A 17,204-nucleotide genomic window follows, 5' to 3' on the forward strand; every position below is an offset into this window, starting at 1 on the left:
ATTATGCTATGAGGGGGCGGAGTATTTGCCCTGACTTGTCCAGCAACGAGGCTGCGCAAGAAGCGGGACAAAGGATTTGAGGATCGTTGGCTAAAACTCACTCACGCCGATGGCGGGGTTTACGGGGTCTGCGCTGGTGCGCCGCGGTAATGGTGCTCCTGGGGCTGGCCGCGTGCGCGGCAACTCCAGAAGGTGAGCAGCAACCAGCTGCCGCCGACGACCGGCCAGTGGTCCTGACAACCTTTACGGTGCTGGCCGATATTGCGCAGAACGTCGCCGGCGAGCACCTGCGGGTGGAATCGTTGACCCGGATTGGCGCGGAAATCCACGGCTACGAACCGACCCCGGATGATCTGCGACGGGCCGCCCACGCCGATCTGATCTTGGATAACGGGCTGAGCCTGGAAGCGTGGTTTGCGCAGTTCGTCGCTGACAATTCGGCGCCACACGTCACGGTCAGCGACGGCGTTGAGGTCATCGACATCACGGCCGAGGAAGGGGCGGGAAAACCCAATCCGCATGCCTGGATGAGCCCGTTGAACGTGCAAAAATATGTGGATCGTATTGCCCACGCTTTTACCGAGTTGGACCCGGCCCATGCCCAGGACTATGCCCGGAATGCGCGGGACTATCAGCAGAAGTTGCAGCAGGTTCATGATGACTTGGCCGCGTCGCTGTCGCAGATTCCCGAATCCCACCGAATGCTGGTCACCTGCGAGGGAGCGTTCAGTTATCTCGCCCGAGATGTTGGCCTGAGCGAGAAGTACCTGTGGGCGGTCAACGCCGAATCGCAGGCAACACCGCGTAAGGTCGCCGCGGCCATTGACCAGGTGCGTGAGCAGCAGGTGCCCGCGGTGTTTTGCGAGTCAACGGTCTCGGACGCCGCGATGCAACGAGTTGTTGAATCCACGGATGCCGAATATGGCGGAACCCTCTACGTGGATTCGCTCTCTGCCCCGGATGGACCGGTCCCCACCTATCTAGACCTGATCACGCACGACACCCAGATAATTGCCCGCGCACTAACAGGAGATTTGCCATGACCGATGCAACGCAGCATCAGCCCTGGGCCATCGATGTTCACCAAGCCACCGTTCACTATGGCTCCGTCCAGGCGCTGGATCACGCCACCGTCCAATTGGGACGGGGCATGGTGTGCGGTGTGGTGGGCATGAATGGCTCCGGAAAATCGACGCTCTTCAAAACGATCATGGGGCAGATCAAGCCAGATACCGGCAGCGTGAAAATCAACGGGAACGACCCCCAGCAGGCCCGCAAACAGGGCCTAATCGGTTACGTTCCGCAAAATGAGGCGGTGGACTGGGACTTCCCGATTTCGGTGCGCGAAGTGGTGATGACCGGCCGCTACGGGCAGATGGGATTCACCCGCAGGCCCCGCAAAACAGATCAGCGGGCCGTTGACGAAGCGCTTGAACGTGTTGAACTTTCCGATTTTGCCTCAAGGCAGATTGGCCAGCTTTCGGGCGGGCAGAAAAAGCGCGCGTTCGTGGCCCGCGGAATTGCCCAGGAAGCGAGCATCATGCTGCTGGACGAGCCCTTTGCCGGGGTGGACAAACGCAGCGAAGCGACCATCACCAAACTCTTGCGTGAAGTCGCTGACGACGGGGGAACCGTGCTGGTCTCCACCCATGACCTGCATGCACTGCCGGAACTGGCGGATGAAGCAATTCTGCTGATGCGTCGGGTATTGATGCACGGGGACCCGAGCCGTGTCCTGCAACCCGAGAACCTTGCCATGGCCTTCGGCCTTGACCCCATGAAACGAGGCGGACAGTGAACCTCATTGAACTCTTGGCCGAGCCGCTGAGCTACACCTTCATGGTGCGTGCCCTGGTGGTCACCATCATTGCCGCGGTGCTCTGCGCCATTCTTTCCTGCTGGCTGGTGCTGATCGGTTGGTCGCTGATGGGGGATGCGGTCTCCCATGCGGTGCTGCCCGGGGTGGTCCTGGCCTATATAGTAGGCGCTCCCTTTGCCCTGGGGGCACTGGTGTTCGGCTTCTTGGCGGTGGCGCTGATTGGCGGGGTGCGGGATACCTCGCGGCTGAAGGAAGATGCGGCGATCGGGATAGTTTTTACGACGCTGTTTTCCTTTGGCCTGGTCTTGATCTCGGTAACCCCAAGCCAGGTGGATCTGAACCACATTATCTTCGGCAACCTGCTGGGGGTTTCGGCCACCGACCTGTGGCAGGTGCTGGCTATTGGGGCCATCACGTTTGGAATATTGATCCTCAAACGCAAGGATTTCACCCTCTACGCCTTTGATCCAACCCATGCCCACGCTTTGGGCATGAACCCGAAGCTCATGGGGGCGGTTCTCTTGGGATTGCTGGCCATGACCTCGGTGGTTGCCTTGCAGGCGGTCGGGGTGATCCTGGTGGTGGCCATGCTGATCATTCCCGGCGCGAGCGCCTACCTGCTGACCGACCGTTTTGGAAGCATGCTGGTGATCGCCCCGGTGCTGGCGGCTTTCGGCGGTGTGGTGGGGGTCTACGTCAGTTACTACCTCGATGCGTCCACCGGCGGCATGGTGGTGCTGGCGCAGGGATTAATTTTTGTGCTGGTGTATCTGTTCAGCCCGCGCCAGGGCCTGATCGCATCACGGCTGGCCATTGTGCGTCGGCGCAAGTCCCTGGCCGCGGCCGCGTAGACAAAGCCCCGCGTCCCGGAATTAGTTGCTGCGGCAAATCAAGCACCGCCCTGAACCGATGTCGGCAGGGCGGTGTTCGGGTGTCGGGCCAGTGCCGGCGGGCTAAACGGCCAACTTGCGGCGGATGAACCCGGACGCCTGGTCCACCACGATAATCAGCAGCAACACGATGATGATGTGGGTCAGCATGGTGTCGAACTGGAAGGACTTGATGGCCTGGTTGATCAGCAGTCCGATACCTCCGGCGCCGACCAGACCCAGCACCAGGGATGAACGCACGTTGACGTCGAAGCGGTAGAGCAGCAGGCCCACAAACTGCGGGATGACCAAGGGCAGGGAACCATGGGTGATCTGTTGCAGGCGGGATGCGCCCGCCGTGGACAGTGCCTGTTGCGGGCCCTGGTCGGTTTCTTCCATCGACTCGGCCCAGAGTTTGCCCATCACTCCGGTGTTGTGGCAAATCAACGCCAGCACGCCGGCGAAGGGGCCAAGGCCCACCGCGGTCACAAAAATCAGCGCGAACACGATATCCGGCACCGCGCGGAAAAAGGACAGGATGGCGCGCGAAGCCTGATAGGCCAACGGGTGCGGCGAGGTGGTCCGCGAGGCCAATACCGCCAGCAGCAGGGCGGTGGGAATGGACAGCGTGGTGCCCAGCAGGCCAATCCACAAGGTCACCAAGGTGGCCTCGAGGCCGGGTTTGATGACCTCGTTCCAGTCCAGGTTCGGCGGGAAGGCATCGGAGATGAAGCGGGCCATGCCCTGCCAGCCGTCAACCAGCAGCGCTGGATCAAAGTCGGTGCCGGCGATCGCCAGCAGGTGCAGCACCACAATCACCAGTGTTGCCGAACCCCACATCATACCCTTCCGGGCGCGGTGCGGATCGCTGGGGACCGGAATCCTCGGGGCTGCGGGAATTCGATCTGCTGGGGATGTCATGGGATGTTCCTTGGGGCGAGGTGGACTTTGCAGGCTCATGCCGCGTTCCTTTCGGGGGAGTAGAGGGTGCTCAGCACGTTCTCATCCAGTGCCGCGGACGGGCCGTCGAAGGTGATGCGCCCGTGCATCAGGCCGATGGCCCGGTCCGCGTGGCGCAGGGCCAGATCCGGCTGGTGCAGCACGGCGGCCACCGCCAGGTTTTCGTTGTGCGCAAGTTCCGCGAGCAGCTCCATGACCTGCTCAGCGGCGTTGGGGTCCAAGGCGGAGACCGGTTCATCGGCCAGCAGCACGCTGGCGCGTTGGCACAGGGCCCGGGCCACGGCCACCCGTTGTTGCTGGCCGCCGGAGAGCCTTCCCACCCGGTCCAGGGCCCGGTCGGCCATGCCCACCCGTTCCAAGCAGGCCATGGCTTCCTCGCGCAGTTCGCGGGAGAAAAACACCGGGGAAATCGAGGCCAGCCCGGTCACCCGGGCCAAGGCCCCGGCGCAGACGTTCTCCAGCGCGGTACGGCGCGGCACCAGGTGGATCTTCTGGAACACCATGGCCGCCTTGCTGCGCGCCAGCTGCAGTTCCCGCCCGTTGAGCTGCGCCAGCTGGGATCCGGCGAGTTCAATGCGTCCTGCATCCGGTTCGGTCAGCCCGGCGACACATTTGAGCGTGGTAGATTTACCCGAGCCGTTGGCGCCCAGGAATGCGACCAGCTCGCCGCGGTTGACCTCAAAATCCACGTTGTCCAAGACCCGGCGCCCGTTGAAGGACTTGGCCAGGGACGAAACCTTCAGCGCTGCCTGTTCCACTTAGATGTCCTTCTCGGTCAGGCCCATTTCAGCGGCCAGGTCGAACAGCGGCTGGTAGGTGTCCTTGGCGACTTCCAGCAACGGTCCGGCCGGATCCACGTCCAGGAACTTGCCAACCTGTTCGATATCTTCCTTGGGAAGGTTCAGCAATGCCTGCTTGACCGCCTTCTTCAGCTCGGGATCTGCGTCCGGGCGCACGGTGATCGGGTCGTTCGGGATCGGCTCCGAGGTCCAGATCTGGCGGAAATCATCCGGGTTGAAGGTGCCTTCGGCCTGCGCGGTGGCCAAGGTCTGGGTGTTGATCTGGGCGGCGTCTACGGTGCCGTTGACCAGTGCCAGCAGCGCCTCGGGGTGGCCGCCGGCGTAGTTGATGTTGACCTCGGCCTCCGGGATGCCGGCGGTTTTCAGTGCGTAGCGTGGAAGCACATCCCCGGAGGTCGACCCGACACCGCCCAAGGCCACGTCCCTGCCGCGCAGGTCGTCGACCGATGCGATCTCCGAGTCCTGGGGAACCCAGATCCCGGCGGTGTAGGTGCTCAACTCGCCGTCTGCGGTGCCAAAGGAGGCCAGCGGTTCGGCACCTGCCTGCTCGCTGGCGAAAACGTAGCCAACCGGGCCGAACTGTCCCAGATCGAGTTTGCCGTTGCGCATGGCCAGCACCTCGGCGGAGTAGTCCTCCACCACCTGGACCTCTACTTCGCAGCCCAATTCGCGTTCCATGGCCTCGGCGAGCACCCCGTAGGCAGGTTCCAGCTTGGCGGGATCCTCGAATGGCTCAATGCCGAAGTTGATGGGGCCATCGGCGCAGTAGGCCGGGGTGTCGCTTCCCTGGGTTTCGGTGCTGCCGTTGGCTTGGGTAGCGCCGCACGCGGTGGTGGCCAGCAGGCCGACGGAAAGAACAGCGAGCGGCAGTGCACGGGAGAAATTCATTTGATGCTCCTGAAAAAGATAGGTCTGTTGCGAATGCGGGGTGGTGGTTAGCGGGCCAGCTCAACCAGCGGCTGGCGGGGTGCGAGGTGGGAGGCGATGTTTCGTTCGGCCAGCCCGAAGGACAGGGTCATGCCCACTCCTGCGGTCACCGAGACCACGGTGACTCCGGGTGCTGCCTCTGCGATCAGCAGCGGGCCGACCTCGCTGGAGGCATAAACTCCCTGCCAGCGCTCTTCAATCTCCACGGATGTGCCGAGGATCTTTTCGATGCTTTGCAGCAGGGACGCAGTGGTGCTCTCGGCCAGGAAGGGTGGTTGGGTCAGGTCGTAGGAGTGCGAATCGCCCAGCAGCAACGACCCATCCGGGCGTTGGGTGAACATGACGTTTGCTTCGATCTGTTGCAGGTGCGGCTGATTCTGTGCGACCTCTGCGCGGAGTTTGTCCGCGGAAGGCCCCTCGGTGAACGCTTCGTAGCGCAGCATCGAGGTGGCGGTGAGGATGGCCGGCCCCAGATCCATTGGCTGGTTCGGGGTGGAGCGAGCCATCTGCAGGGCGCAGCGGCGGATTTTGTGATCCGCGGCCAGTTGCGGGTAGAGGTAGTCGACATCATGGCCAACACAGACAAAGACCTGGTCGGCTTCCAGGGGACCGCGGCTTGTCATCACCCGGGTCCGGCGGTGCTCGCCGGGCCCGAAACCCAGCGCGGCGGTGTTCCAGCGGACCGCGCCGCCGTCTTGGCAGTCCAGCCAGGCGGCCAGCTTCGCAACGGTGACCCGTGGATCCACCCGGAGATCATCGCGCAGCCGGGCGCCACCGATGATCCCTGCAGCGTCCTCGCGTCCCAGCTCGGCGGCGACCTGCGCGGCACTGAGCAGGGTGACCTGTCCGGGCTCCCGCGCTGTGGAGAGTTCGGTGAGGACCTGAAGTTCGGTCTCGCTGGCGGCGACAACGACGGCCCCCGCCTCGGCGGCCCAGAAGCCGGCTCGTTGGGCGTACTCCAGCCACAGCGGACGACCTTGTTGGGCGATGTCGTAGAGTTCGCCGGACTGGGCGGTAATGCAGGCGTGGCCGAAGTTGCGCACCGAGGCGCCAACCGCCTGGTGGTCGCGGTCGATGACCGTGACGGAGTAGCCGGCGTCGAGTGCGCGGGCGGCGTGGGCCAGGCCAATGATGCCGGCTCCAACCACCAGGACATCGCTGTGCAGTGGCTGGGAATCGGTGGGGCGGGGAGTGTTTTCGTTCATCACGGAATTGATCATCCGCGCTGTGCACAGCAACTTTCAAGCCAAAATAGCACTTGTACAAACAAGTTTAGATAGAGTTCAACTTGGACAACTTCTGTTTACCGAAGGTTCATGAAAAAGCGCAAAAAACCAGCATTTTCGCGTAAGCAAGACTTGTATGATCAAGTGGTGAGCCAGAATAGAAATCAACCCAAACACCAGCTGCTAGCGGCCGAGTTGCGCGAACGGATCAGTTCCGGAGCGTGGCAGGAGGGCGAAGCGATTCCCAGTGAAACCGAGCTGTGCGCCCAGGCGAACGCTTCGCGGGGAACAGTCCGCCATGCTTTGGCGACGCTGCGTGCCGAAGGGCTGATCGCCGGTGGGCAGGGCAAACCTCCCGTGGTTGCGCATGCGGTGCGCTCGCAGTCTTTCAGCACCTTCATGTCCTTTACCGAATGGGCCCAGTCGGTGGGCCGGGTGCCTGGGCAGCGCACCTTGGAACTAGCGCGCCGCCCGGCAAGCCCGGAGGCGGCCGCGCAGTTCGGGTTGGAAACCGGGACCCATATTGTTCAGGTGCTGCGACTGCGTCTGCTGGACGAGACCCCGGCCATGATCGAACGCACCAGTTTTGATCCGCAGGTCGGCCGGCTGCTGTTCGACTTCGATACGGATTCCGGTTCCATCTTCAGCTACCTGCGCGAGCAGGGGGTGGACCTGAGTCGCGGCAAACACGTTATTGACGCGGTCGCCGCGGATGACGAGGACAGCAGGCTGCTTGAGGTGCCGGTGGGCACCGCGCTGCTGCGCGAACGCCGGATCACCTCCGCCAGCACCGGTGAGGTCTTGGAATATTCCGATGACCGCTACCTGCCGCACCTGGCCAACTTCACCATTGAGAACACCATCGAGCAACGCGCGGCCTTTTCCCGCGCGCCAAGCATGAGTGTTCCGAACGCCTAAATCCATTCAAGGAGAAACATCATGATTAAGCTGATCGCTTGCGATATGGCAGGAACCACCGTTGACGAGCATGCAGATGTGTACCGCGCACTGGAAAACTGTGTGCGTGAAACCGGTGCCGAGGTCGCGCCCGAAAACCTGCAAGCCTGGATGGGTGCGGAAAAACGCGAGGCAATTACGGCGCTGATCACCCTCGGCGGAGGCATCCCGGAACCGGCGCTGGTGGACGCCACCTTTGACCGTTTCCGCGAGCTGCTCTTCTCCTACTACCAGCAGAACCCTCCGGTGGCGCTGCCCGGGGTGAGTGAAGCATTCCAGTCCCTCTCTGCGCAGGGCATCAAGATTGCACTGACCACCGGATTCTCACGCGATGTTGCCACGGTGATCCTGGAACAGCTTGGCTGGGGTGTGGGCGAAGGTGAATTGCTGGATGCGGTCGTCACCGCCGACGAGGTGGCCGCAGGGCGCCCGGCACCCTACATGATCCACCGGGCGATGGAACTGACCGGCATCCGCGACGTGCGCTCGGTGATCGCCGCCGGTGATACGGTCAACGACCTGCAGGCGGCCAAAAATTCCGGGGTGCTGGCAGTTGGTGTGCTCACCGGTGAACTGCGCCGCGAAGACCTTGAAGTCCACGCCCATGATGTGATCCTGGACAGCGTGGAACAACTGCCCCAGTTCATTTCCCACCTGGCTCTCAAGGCCTGAGCCCTGGCCTGCGTCCGCGCTTCGGTGGGCAAGGCCGTAGTCCGAGGCCTGCCGAAGCGGTACCAACCTAGCTGATGACCGATACCCAGACTGCGCTGGTGGCCCGTTGGCCTAAACGCAACGCGCTGCCGGTGGTGGGCGAGGCGATTTCCAAGGTGTCGGAAAAGAGGTCCCCGGCCTGGATGTCGAGCCGGGCGCCAACCACGATCCCATGATCGGAAAAGTATTGAAGCAACTCGGAATCGTCATCTGCAATGCGTTCGACCAGCACCTGCGAGCCGCCGGTGATCTCGGTCAACGAAACGGCAGGCGGGATGCTGACCTGACCTTCAGCGGTGGGAATCGGATCCCCGTGGGGGTCCCTGGTGGGGTGTCCGAGCAGCTCGTCAACCCGGGCAATCATGAAGTCTGAGACTGCGTGCTCCAGCTGCTCGGCTTCCTCATGGACCTGATCCCAGCGGTAGCCGAGCATCTGAACCAAAAAGGTTTCAATCAGGCGGTGCCTGCGCACCATGGTCACCGCGTAGTCGCGGCCACGCGCGGTGAGGCTGACCGCTCCATAGGGAGCATGATCAAGCAGGCCCTGCTGACGAAGTTTGGCCAGGGCGCCGGAAACCGTCGAAAGCTTCATTCCGGCCTTGCCCGCAATGATGCTGGCGGTCACCGGCTCATTCGACCACTCGTTGAGTCCATAGATGATCTTGAGATAGTTCTGAGCGCTGTCCGAAAGCTGATTTACCGACACATGATCCATGATAGTCAACCCGCTCGGCACAGGGATAACGACCCGAGTCGTCCGGTGGGTGCCGCCCGGTTCGACACCGCGGTGGCATGGCCATAGGCTTGAGTCTCACCCAGAAATACGGGTGAAGTATTTTTGGTGTTGGGGCCGGCGAAGGCCCCGTGGAAACGGCTGAAAGAGCAAGGCAACCATGCAAGAGGCACAGGTCACCATCGTCGGTTCAAGCAATGTGGACATTACCGCATTGATGGCTAGATTGCCTGGACCCGGGGAGACGGTGCTGGCGCAGTCTTATCAGCTCACCCCCGGGGGCAAGGGCGCGAATCAGGCTCTGGCCGCGCAACTGGCCGGGGCCCGCACGGAGTTTATCGGCGCGGTCGGCCAGGATTCCCACGCGCAAGTGGCCCTCGGCCAGTTGGCCGAAGCCGGGGTGGAGTTGGGACGGGTAGCCCGCGCGAACGAAGCCACCGGGGTTGCGATCATCCAGGTTGATGCGGCGGCTGAAAATTCCATCGCCGTGGTGCCCGGCGCGAACGCCCAGGTCACCGGTGAGGTGGTTTCCGCCCTAGGCTCCCTGCACGGCATCGTGGTGCTTCAAGGCGAGATTCCAGCCAGCGGCATTACCGCCGCCATGGATGCCGCCAGCGACCGGGTGGTGCTGAACCTGGCGCCGGTGATCGAGTTGCCTCGTGAGTACCTGCTGGCGGCGAATCCGCTGGTGGTCAACGAACACGAAGCGGCGCTGGTGCTGGCCCTATTGGATGGCACCGAGGGACTTAGCGGGGACAGCGAACCGGTAATTGCCCAGAACCTGCTGGATCACGGGGTATCCAGCGTGGTGATCACCCTTGGCGCCCAGGGATGCTTGGTAGCGCAGACCCACGGAATTCAGACGTTGCCCGCGGTGAAAACCACCGCGGTGGACACCACCGGAGCCGGGGACGCGTTCACCGGAGCGCTCGCCGCACGGCTGGCGCATGGGGATGACCTGGCGCAGGCGGCGGAGTTTGCCGGTCGCTTCGCCGCACTGACGGTCCAGGCCCACGGCGCGCAATCTTCTTACCCGCGTAACCTCGCTAGATTGTAGGGATAGTGCTGACTTCTCGCCGGTAAGTCATATCGCTACTAAGCCGCAACCATAAGAGACTTCTGTTCGAAAGTTTTTGAGAATCGTAGCAAACTTCCAAGTCATCAGTTTGTTAGCTCCCGCTCCGACTTTTTCACCGCACAGGAAACCTTGTAAATTCTGCCAGTCGACCGAACGTCTTGGTATCTCAGGTTAAACCACGGACGCGTTGCATTAGGACAGGACGTCTTCTTGAACGTCGACTGCATCGAAAGGAAAGCGTTCTTTTTTTGCATTTTTGTCGAATACACGCTCACTCCGGTCTAAAGATTGAATCTGAGCCCAGCTTCCAATGTTGGGGAACTTCTACCGAAGGATGCACAAGATGGGTAATATCCCAGTTTCTAGTAATGGTAGCCCGGAGACACGAATTCAGTGGAAGAATGGACAAAAGATCGTGACTACCGACAATGGAAGCCGAGTTGATATATATCAAGGTGGAAAGGGAAAACCCGATGGGCCTGGACATGACCACCTCTGGGCAACATATGATAAAAATGGCAACAAAACGAGCTCGGGCAGGCGAGTAAAGTAGCCTTGTTCAAAGAAGCGGTATTACGTCGAGTATCACTCGACGTAATACCGCTTCTTTTGTTCCTAAACTGACCTCTTCTGATGGATACTTGCATCAGTTTAGAGAGGTAGGCGTCGCATGAATGGAACCGAACGTTGGCATGTTAGCGGCAATGAGCCCGAGATTGTAGATGCGCCAAATCGAAAATTGACTTCTGACTCGCCGTGGAGGCAACGCATTCGAGAGCAAGCTGGTACGACAGGCGTACAGCATAAAGCTGTTGCTTCAAAATTCCCTGCTAGGGCTTCACAGATTCAGTCTAGTTTGAGCAAATGGACTAACGGGGCCCGTTGTTCGGCTCCCTCGATCCCTTCAATTTTGGAGGTAGCCCGCATTATCGACTACCCGGTGATTGAACAGTTGATCGACCTGGGATACTTGAGTTATGAGGACTTGGAACTCATCGATTCACCGCTCTTGAGTCCTAGTTGGTTGCTGCAACAGCGGCTTGAACTGGCATTAAGCGAAAATCGCATGATGTCGTCCGGAGTTGCGGACCTCGTCGTGGGTATGCGCTCGAACATATTGCAGACCTCAGGCTTGGCCCCTAGTGATCTCGCCAGATGGAGGGCCAAGATCTTTGATATCCCGGCAGGAACTGACAAGTATCGACACATCGGATATCACGCTGTTGAGTTTGAAGCGTGGTTGGGGCCAGATCTTGACGTGTCCGAAAATAGCCATCTGCTCAATCGAGGAAAGATTGCAAAAGAAGCTATAGAACGACTAATCCCATCTCCAACTGAACGCTCAGCAAAGTTAAAACGCATCGTTGATCAGAGAACAGATAGCTTGCCGATCATGGTTGGGGCACTTGAACGCTTAGAAATTGAAGAACGTATTCGCGTTCCCAGAGCGAATGGGCACTTTAATTCTTACGGGCTTGAGGGTTCGTTGGTGTCTCCGCTAATGCATGGGGCCGGAACTGGCCCGCGACATATATATGTTGAATCAGCGTCGTCCAGGACAGACGTGCGGGAAGCTAGACCTCTAGTTCTTGACGCTGGGATTTTTTCCTTCATGGATAGATTTGGTGAGATGCAGACTTCTACCAAAGTTCTGCTTGTTGCGCCTGCTGCTGTCGCACCGTTGCCGCTTGCCAATCTAGTTGGCAGAGCACTCGGATGGGATGTTTTGTCGTTGCGACAAAGCGCTGGAGCAGTTGGAGGTTCCTTAATAAGACAAACCGAACAGATGCTGGCCGCAAGGCCACCAATTGACAGGGCTGCTCGGTCGTTTCGTACGGCCTCACGTCCAAGCATTATGGTTGCGAGCTACCTTGAGTACTTGGTTTTGACTGAGGAGGGTAAGCGTCTAATCTCAGATGGTTCTGTGATTCCGATACTTTTACGACCGACGTTGGCAACCCTTGAATCGTGGGAGGCACGTCAGAAGATCGGGCAGAAAACTCTAAACCCGATGACTCCGCAACGATCTGAAGAATTACTTGATGGAATCGAGGCGTGCCTGAATGCGCGAGCATTCGGAAATTTTGAGGTTCTACAGTTCAAATGCGACATGGACTGGTGGCCGATGGGAATGGATGGCAAATTTGCAGATCGTGCGCAGTTCTTCGAACATCCTACTGTTGGAGATATTCGGTTGCTGGCTGCTTACCAACTTGCCTATTTATTGACACATGGCGTTCTTCCGGGGGCGAGAGCCTCTCATACATATTTCCTTAATGGGCCAATTGCGCGATTCGGCGACCAGCTTAGCAAAGATCGGAGCCGCCCTCTGCGCACTCGATCCCGTAGAAAGCAATCCTGATTCTGCAGGTTTCTCTCCAAGCCAATAACTCTCCCTCTAAATTGGCTCTATCGACGTTAGGAGTTCTGATGAAGGTATGGGAACGCAAGATTCGGCTTAGGATTGAAGAATCTGCGGAGATTCGCAGATTCTTAGAAGCCCAGGCGCGCAAGACAGAGGCCGAGTCGTCGCTGTGCGGAGTCGAAGCGAGAAAGCTCATCGTTGAAACCGCAATAAAAGAGATCGAGCGGAGAAACAACGCTTTGGATAACTTTTACATGGAAGTGGCCCGTCAACGAGCGGACCAGGTTGAAACAAACAAGAAGCATATTGCTGCGATACTTGGAGGAGAAGCATCATGAATAGCGAACTCACACCGTTTGGGACGCCGACCCAACTTCAACCAAATTCTGGTGGACTCGGCCGATTGAGTCGTGACCGGAAAACTGCGCGCGAGTTTTCTAATGCGGAACTCGAACACATAAAGCGAAGCAGGGCTATCGACTACCAAATCGCTGAGCAACGCCGTCAGCAATACGGCGAAGCTCTCCTAGGCGAGACGGCGATTAGCAATGCCAATCAGCTTGCTTTCACGGCTCAATCATGTTTCGCTGAGTTTATTGCCCAACGAGATGTTCTCATCGGTCAAGTTAGGTATCAAAAATCAGCCGACGACATACTGAATTTCGCAGAAATTCTAGCACCCGAGCTTGGGCGGATCGCGGCCTCTGAAATTCAGAATCAGCGGCGTCGTTAGGAGGTTGGGACCTGAGGATAGCTCAGGTCCCAACTTCAGCGTATTCCTGCTAGGAGGACAAAGTGGAACCGAAATATCTCAATGAACTCGCGCTACAGGAGCTAGGTTTCGCTCAGTCGCTCGTAAGTATTCGAACATTAGCTGATATCGGGATTCAACGAATCAACAACATTGCGCGTCAAGATTGGCTTGCTGACCAGCGCACCACGCGATTTCCTTCTCAGAAAGAATCACTGGATAGTTGCTCTGACTCGATCACAGACCGGATTCTTCGAACAGCAGATGAAATGACTTTCAAGGGACTATCGCGTGATGTCGCTAAATAACAGTCGGATGCCTTCCCACCGGAGTCGTCAAGTTCGTTCAAATCCTGTGGTGTCACTAGATCTTTCAGACCCGAATGTCAAAGCCTTCTATAACGGCCTGCAGGAAGAATGGATACTTGTCGAGGGACAACGTGTTGAGGTTCCTGCCAAGAAGTTGTTTGCTAGTTTCACTCCAATTTCTTGGTCGAAACCAGCCAATTTTGGATTGATTTTCGAGGACCTCGCTACTTCGGGCAAAACGAAGCAGATGCTGGAGTACTCACCGGCACCCGTAGAAAAAACGGTGAGCATGGCACGTGAAGTTCAACTTTTAGTTCAGGATCTTGATCATCCTGCGAAGGACGCACTTCTCGCAAACCTTGATGCGATTACTGACGGGTGCCTTGCGTTCAGCGAAGCAAACGAAACCAATAGAAACGATTCGTTGACTGCCTGGAGCCTAAAGGAATACGGGGCACCGTCAAAAGCCACACTTGAAGAAGCTTGGTCCATTCTTACTTCCGATGCGCACGATCCTTCAGAAGTGGGGAAAATGGCTACACGAGAAATCCTGGAAGACATCGAAAAACTGCTTTCGACGCTTCCAGGTGACTGGAATGTAATCACGTCGGACATTCAAGCTGCGATGATGGTCAAGCAAAGCAGCCGCCAACTTGTGGTTAGAACGGGACTTGAGATCACTTGGAACGAAGTTCGTAGGTTAGCTGTCCACGAAATTGGAGGTCATATAGTTCGATCTCTGAATTCTGAACGAACTAAAGGAACCCTCGCAAGCCTAAGCTTGGGAGCTGACAGTATTTCTACGGAAGAAGGACTGGCTATCTGGTGGGAACATCAATTGGCCGCACTACATCCAAATACACTTCGCCGGTATGCAGCTAGGGCAATCGCGGTAGACATTGCCTTGCATGCAGGTGCCTCGATGGTGATTCAAGTTCTTAAACCATATGTAGGACAAGCGGAGGCAGCAAGTATAGCTTTGAGGGTCAAGCGAGGGATGCATGATCTTGAATCGCCGGGAGCCTTTACAAAGGACCATGCGTATCTTTCAGGGTACCTTGAAGTTGCTACTTCGCTCGACGGCGCTTCACTTGAATGGATTCGGGTACTCATGTCTACCAAATGGGGACTTTCAATGATGCCGGTGGCAAAAAGGCTTCATTCGATGGGAGTGCTTCAACCCGGTAATTTGCCTTGGGAGGTTTGCCATGGGCTGGCGCGTAATTGATAAGTGCTACAACCAGCAGTCACAAGATAGTGAAGAAACGGTTCTGGCAGTCACTGCCATCGGAATACACGCGATGGAACTTTTGTCAAAGACAGAATCAGCTGAAGCTAGAAATGCAATCCAGAAGATCGCCATGAATGGGATCGCCAAGATCGGGGCGCAACGAAAGCCAAAACGGTGAATGAGAAAATTGCGACCCGCACATTGGCCAACATGCGGGTCGCAGCGGATCAATTGATCGCGGCCCGCATTGCACGTCTCAGAATCGCATGCGGGATTCTTTCGCTGGTTGTTGTGACGTTGTGTTTTTTCATTCTGCCAAATCTGGTTCCAAAAATTGCGTTTTCTGTGGAGGAGTCTCAATCGACACCATCTCTAATTCTTCCTGTATATAAGACACCGAGTGCCACAACTCTGAAGGCAACAGTGCATGGTCAACGGATATCACTTACGTCGCCGGACGGTGTGATTCTGTACGCGCGCGCTCAAATAGAGGACATGAATCAACTTTCTGCAGTTGATCTTCAGTGGTACTTTCTGTATGAGGACGATCCGGGGACTGGCAAGTTGGTAGCCCTTGGCTCAGAGAATTTCTTTGCAAGCCAGGCTTATGACACCGGAGCACTTCATTCAAGCGACACTTCGGGAAATACCTACCCAATCATTAATTTATCCAGTTCCTGTAGCCTCACGCAGCATGTAACATCATGCGCAAACGTGTTTGCCGCACCTTTTTCCAATCCAACAAAAATAGCCATTGCAGCAAATGATGAGAACGGTATATACATAATCGGCTCAATGAAGATTCCGCGCGTGTCGGAATCTTGTGCCGATGTCCTTGGGGCGGCTTGTAACTTATAATTCTTCCGTTGTGCCATTGGAGCTACCCACATGATCAAAATACGCGAGGATATCCGTCTTCCGGCGACGTAAGGTCCCACCGAGCTTTTTCAGCTCCGGCAGGCCCTTGGGCACGTTCGTCCCAACCTCCATGATCAGCTCTTCCATCGCCCACCGTCCAACCTTTGGATCTGACTGCCGGTACGCATCCACCATCTTCTGATACACACTCCACACCACATGCACCGGCTCATGGGCCTTAACCTTGAACAGCTTTTCAAGCTTCGCTTGCTGCTTCTCGGTGACCAAGGACAATCCCGTGGTCAGGGTGCGACGGCACTGATACAACGGGTCGTCTTTGCGTCCTCGCCGGCCGTGGACCTCGCGCTGGACCTGTTGCCTGGTCTGGTTCAGGGCTTCGGAGCCAAGCTTGACCACATGAAACGGGTCGAGAACTTCTACGGCGTGGGGTAGCTCTTCGGCAGCCGCGGTTTTGAAGCCGGTGAACCCGTCCATTGCGACCACCTCGATGCCTTGTTTCCATTGTTCGTCTTGTTTGGCGAGCCAGGTTTTGAATACGGCTTTGGACCGGCCCGGCACCATATCCAACAGTCGTGCGGTGCCGGTACCACCCCGTACGGCGGTGAAATCGACAATGACGGTGACGTACTTGTCGCCGGTGCGGGTATGCCGCCACACGTGTTCGTCCACGCCGAGGACTTTGACGCCGTTGAAGCGGGTGGGGTCGTTGATGAGCAGGCGTTGGCCTTCGGCCAGTACTGCGTCGTTGGCGGTGTTCCAACTGACGCCGAGCCCTTCAGCGATGCGTGAGACGGACAGGTGTTGGCAGACCAGTCCGGTCAGCGCCCAGCGTAGTCCGGTTTTACTGATTTTCTGCTGTTCGTCGGCGGCTTGGGATAGGTCTTCACGCCAGACGTGTTGGCAGTGGCCGCACCGGTAGCGGCGGTGTTTGATGACCAAGATGGTTGGGCGCCAGTCGAAGGGTTGGTGGGCGAGTCGGCGGGTGACGGTATCTCGGGGCGCACCGGGTGCACCGCATTTTCGGCACCACGGGTTCGGGGTGGTGAGTTGGCAGAGGATCTCGGCTTTCGCTTCGCTCACGTGTTGGCCGGTCGCGGTGAGGCCCAGCTGGTCAAGTCCGGTGAATGTCGTGAGGTCTGGTGTGGTGAAGGTAGAATTGAGCAACGTCGAGGTCTTTCAAGAATGGTGAGTGTGGTAACTTCCATTCTTCTGGAAGGCCTCGACTTTTTCGTGTTTTGCGACATGCCCGGGATTCGGGGTGTTGGTTTGAGGTGGTTACACTCTAAATCCGGAAGAGCCACTTGACGTCTTGGTTTCTTGTTTGCAGTCTCATTGATTCATTCGTCGTAGCACTCAAAACGGAACTGAAACCACCAGGCATATCCTGGAGGATTGAAAAATTGTTAGCGGTTGGATGAAACGCAGTCATTAAAACGAATGCAAAGTAATGATTGTCTGCCGTAGAGTACGTGTGTGGCAAGCAGTCATTCGGCTTAGGGCGGAACCACGCATATAAACTGTCGAGACCCACATCCATAGGCAGGAAATAGCTCTGCCCGACAGCGGGTCGACAGACCGGTCGTTTAGACT

The 17,204-nt window shown here is 57.9% G+C and carries 18 protein-coding genes and 1 pseudogene; 13 read left to right on the top strand and 6 right to left on the bottom strand.

All coding sequences use genetic code 11. The features are described 5' to 3' along the window. The first annotated feature begins 149 nt into the window (after nucleotides 1–149). From ACIOWL_RS08180 to ACIOWL_RS08190, 3 genes are read left to right on the top strand one after another with little or no spacing between them, the layout of a single operon-like run. Complete coding sequence (locus ACIOWL_RS08180; RefSeq protein ID WP_400384239.1) at nucleotides 150–1,043, top strand: metal ABC transporter substrate-binding protein; 894 nt, start codon at nucleotides 150–152, stop codon at nucleotides 1,041–1,043. Next, nucleotides 1,040–1,798, top strand: coding sequence for a metal ABC transporter ATP-binding protein (locus ACIOWL_RS08185; protein WP_400383450.1), 759 nt, complete (start codon nucleotides 1,040–1,042; stop codon nucleotides 1,796–1,798). The genes ACIOWL_RS08180 and ACIOWL_RS08185 overlap by 4 nt, the downstream gene beginning before the upstream one ends. Then, complete coding sequence (locus ACIOWL_RS08190) at nucleotides 1,795–2,670, top strand: metal ABC transporter permease (protein WP_400383452.1); 876 nt, start codon at nucleotides 1,795–1,797, stop codon at nucleotides 2,668–2,670. Before ACIOWL_RS08185 ends, ACIOWL_RS08190 begins: the two co-directional genes overlap by 4 nt. 102 nt (nucleotides 2,671–2,772) lie before the next feature. On the opposite strand, the gene phnE is transcribed toward ACIOWL_RS08190, so the two are convergent. Genes phnE through ACIOWL_RS08210 form a run of 4 tightly spaced genes read right to left on the bottom strand, consistent with a single transcriptional unit; the run spans nucleotide 2,773 to nucleotide 6,580 of the window. Further along, a complete protein-coding gene (phnE, locus tag ACIOWL_RS08195; protein ID WP_400383454.1) occupies nucleotides 2,773–3,609 on the bottom strand; it encodes a phosphonate ABC transporter, permease protein PhnE in 837 nt (278 codons plus the stop codon). 35 nt (nucleotides 3,610–3,644) lie between these two features. After that, the gene (locus tag ACIOWL_RS08200) at nucleotides 3,645–4,406 is read right to left on the bottom strand and encodes a phosphonate ABC transporter ATP-binding protein (protein WP_400383455.1); all 762 of its coding nucleotides are present in this window, start codon (nucleotides 4,404–4,406) and stop codon (nucleotides 3,645–3,647) included. Beyond that, nucleotides 4,407–5,336: a phosphate/phosphite/phosphonate ABC transporter substrate-binding protein gene (locus ACIOWL_RS08205; protein WP_400383457.1), complete on the bottom strand. Its 930-nt coding sequence runs from the start codon at nucleotides 5,334–5,336 to the stop codon at nucleotides 4,407–4,409. Nucleotides 5,337–5,383: 47 nt separating this feature from the next. After that, nucleotides 5,384–6,580: a TIGR03364 family FAD-dependent oxidoreductase gene (locus tag ACIOWL_RS08210; protein WP_400383459.1), complete on the bottom strand. Its 1,197-nt coding sequence runs from the start codon at nucleotides 6,578–6,580 to the stop codon at nucleotides 5,384–5,386. A gap of 168 nt (nucleotides 6,581–6,748) precedes the next feature. Here ACIOWL_RS08210 and ACIOWL_RS08215 point away from each other — a divergent pair, with 168 nt between their 5' ends. Together ACIOWL_RS08215 and ACIOWL_RS08220 are read left to right on the top strand one after the other, a co-directional pair. Then, entirely contained in the window at nucleotides 6,749–7,519 is a 771-nt protein-coding gene (locus ACIOWL_RS08215; RefSeq protein ID WP_400383461.1) for a GntR family transcriptional regulator, read from the top strand. 21 nt (nucleotides 7,520–7,540) lie between these two features. After that, entirely contained in the window at nucleotides 7,541–8,230 is a 690-nt protein-coding gene (locus tag ACIOWL_RS08220; RefSeq protein WP_400383463.1) for a phosphonatase-like hydrolase, read from the top strand. A gap of 67 nt (nucleotides 8,231–8,297) precedes the next feature. Here ACIOWL_RS08220 and ACIOWL_RS08225 read toward each other — a convergent pair whose 3' ends face one another. Then, nucleotides 8,298–8,975 (bottom strand): metal-dependent transcriptional regulator, encoded by a 678-nt coding sequence (locus ACIOWL_RS08225; RefSeq protein WP_400383465.1) that lies wholly within the window; start codon nucleotides 8,973–8,975, stop codon nucleotides 8,298–8,300. A gap of 187 nt (nucleotides 8,976–9,162) precedes the next feature. Here ACIOWL_RS08225 and ACIOWL_RS08230 point away from each other — a divergent pair, with 187 nt between their 5' ends. The 8 genes from ACIOWL_RS08230 to ACIOWL_RS08265 all read left to right on the top strand — a co-directional run bounded on the left by ACIOWL_RS08230 (nucleotide 9,163) and on the right by ACIOWL_RS08265 (nucleotide 15,593). Then, the gene (locus ACIOWL_RS08230) at nucleotides 9,163–10,059 is read left to right on the top strand and encodes a ribokinase (RefSeq protein WP_400383467.1); all 897 of its coding nucleotides are present in this window, start codon (nucleotides 9,163–9,165) and stop codon (nucleotides 10,057–10,059) included. Between the two features lie 691 nt (nucleotides 10,060–10,750). Then, nucleotides 10,751–12,442, top strand: a complete 1,692-nt coding sequence (locus ACIOWL_RS08235; RefSeq protein ID WP_400383469.1) for a hypothetical protein — start codon at nucleotides 10,751–10,753, stop codon at nucleotides 12,440–12,442. Between the two features lie 68 nt (nucleotides 12,443–12,510). Beyond that, nucleotides 12,511–12,783: a hypothetical protein gene (locus ACIOWL_RS08240; protein ID WP_400383470.1), complete on the top strand. Its 273-nt coding sequence runs from the start codon at nucleotides 12,511–12,513 to the stop codon at nucleotides 12,781–12,783. After that, complete coding sequence (locus ACIOWL_RS08245; protein ID WP_400383472.1) at nucleotides 12,780–13,178, top strand: hypothetical protein; 399 nt, start codon at nucleotides 12,780–12,782, stop codon at nucleotides 13,176–13,178. Before ACIOWL_RS08240 ends, ACIOWL_RS08245 begins: the two co-directional genes overlap by 4 nt. A gap of 62 nt (nucleotides 13,179–13,240) precedes the next feature. Continuing rightward, nucleotides 13,241–13,504 (top strand): hypothetical protein, encoded by a 264-nt coding sequence (locus ACIOWL_RS08250; RefSeq protein ID WP_400383474.1) that lies wholly within the window; start codon nucleotides 13,241–13,243, stop codon nucleotides 13,502–13,504. 49 nt (nucleotides 13,505–13,553) lie between these two features. Continuing rightward, nucleotides 13,554–14,732 (top strand): tyrosine/phenylalanine carboxypeptidase domain-containing protein, encoded by a 1,179-nt coding sequence (locus tag ACIOWL_RS08255; RefSeq protein ID WP_400383476.1) that lies wholly within the window; start codon nucleotides 13,554–13,556, stop codon nucleotides 14,730–14,732. Beyond that, nucleotides 14,713–14,913 carry a hypothetical protein gene (locus ACIOWL_RS08260; RefSeq protein ID WP_400383478.1) on the top strand — a complete coding sequence of 67 codons (201 nt, stop codon included), beginning with the start codon at nucleotides 14,713–14,715 and terminating at the stop codon, nucleotides 14,911–14,913. Before ACIOWL_RS08255 ends, ACIOWL_RS08260 begins: the two co-directional genes overlap by 20 nt. Continuing rightward, nucleotides 14,910–15,593: a hypothetical protein gene (locus tag ACIOWL_RS08265; RefSeq protein WP_400383479.1), complete on the top strand. Its 684-nt coding sequence runs from the start codon at nucleotides 14,910–14,912 to the stop codon at nucleotides 15,591–15,593. Before ACIOWL_RS08260 ends, ACIOWL_RS08265 begins: the two co-directional genes overlap by 4 nt. Here the strand turns inward: ACIOWL_RS08265 and ACIOWL_RS08270 are convergent. Further along, nucleotides 15,591–16,778 (bottom strand): annotated as a pseudogene (locus ACIOWL_RS08270) (ISL3 family transposase); the annotation flags it as partial. The gene ACIOWL_RS08265 and the pseudogene ACIOWL_RS08270 sit on opposite strands and share 3 nt — an antisense overlap. Nucleotides 16,779–17,204 lie beyond the last annotated feature (426 nt).

Source organism: Glutamicibacter sp. NPDC087344 (genome assembly GCF_044744225.1).
Taxonomy (GTDB): domain Bacteria; phylum Actinomycetota; class Actinomycetes; order Actinomycetales; family Micrococcaceae; genus Glutamicibacter.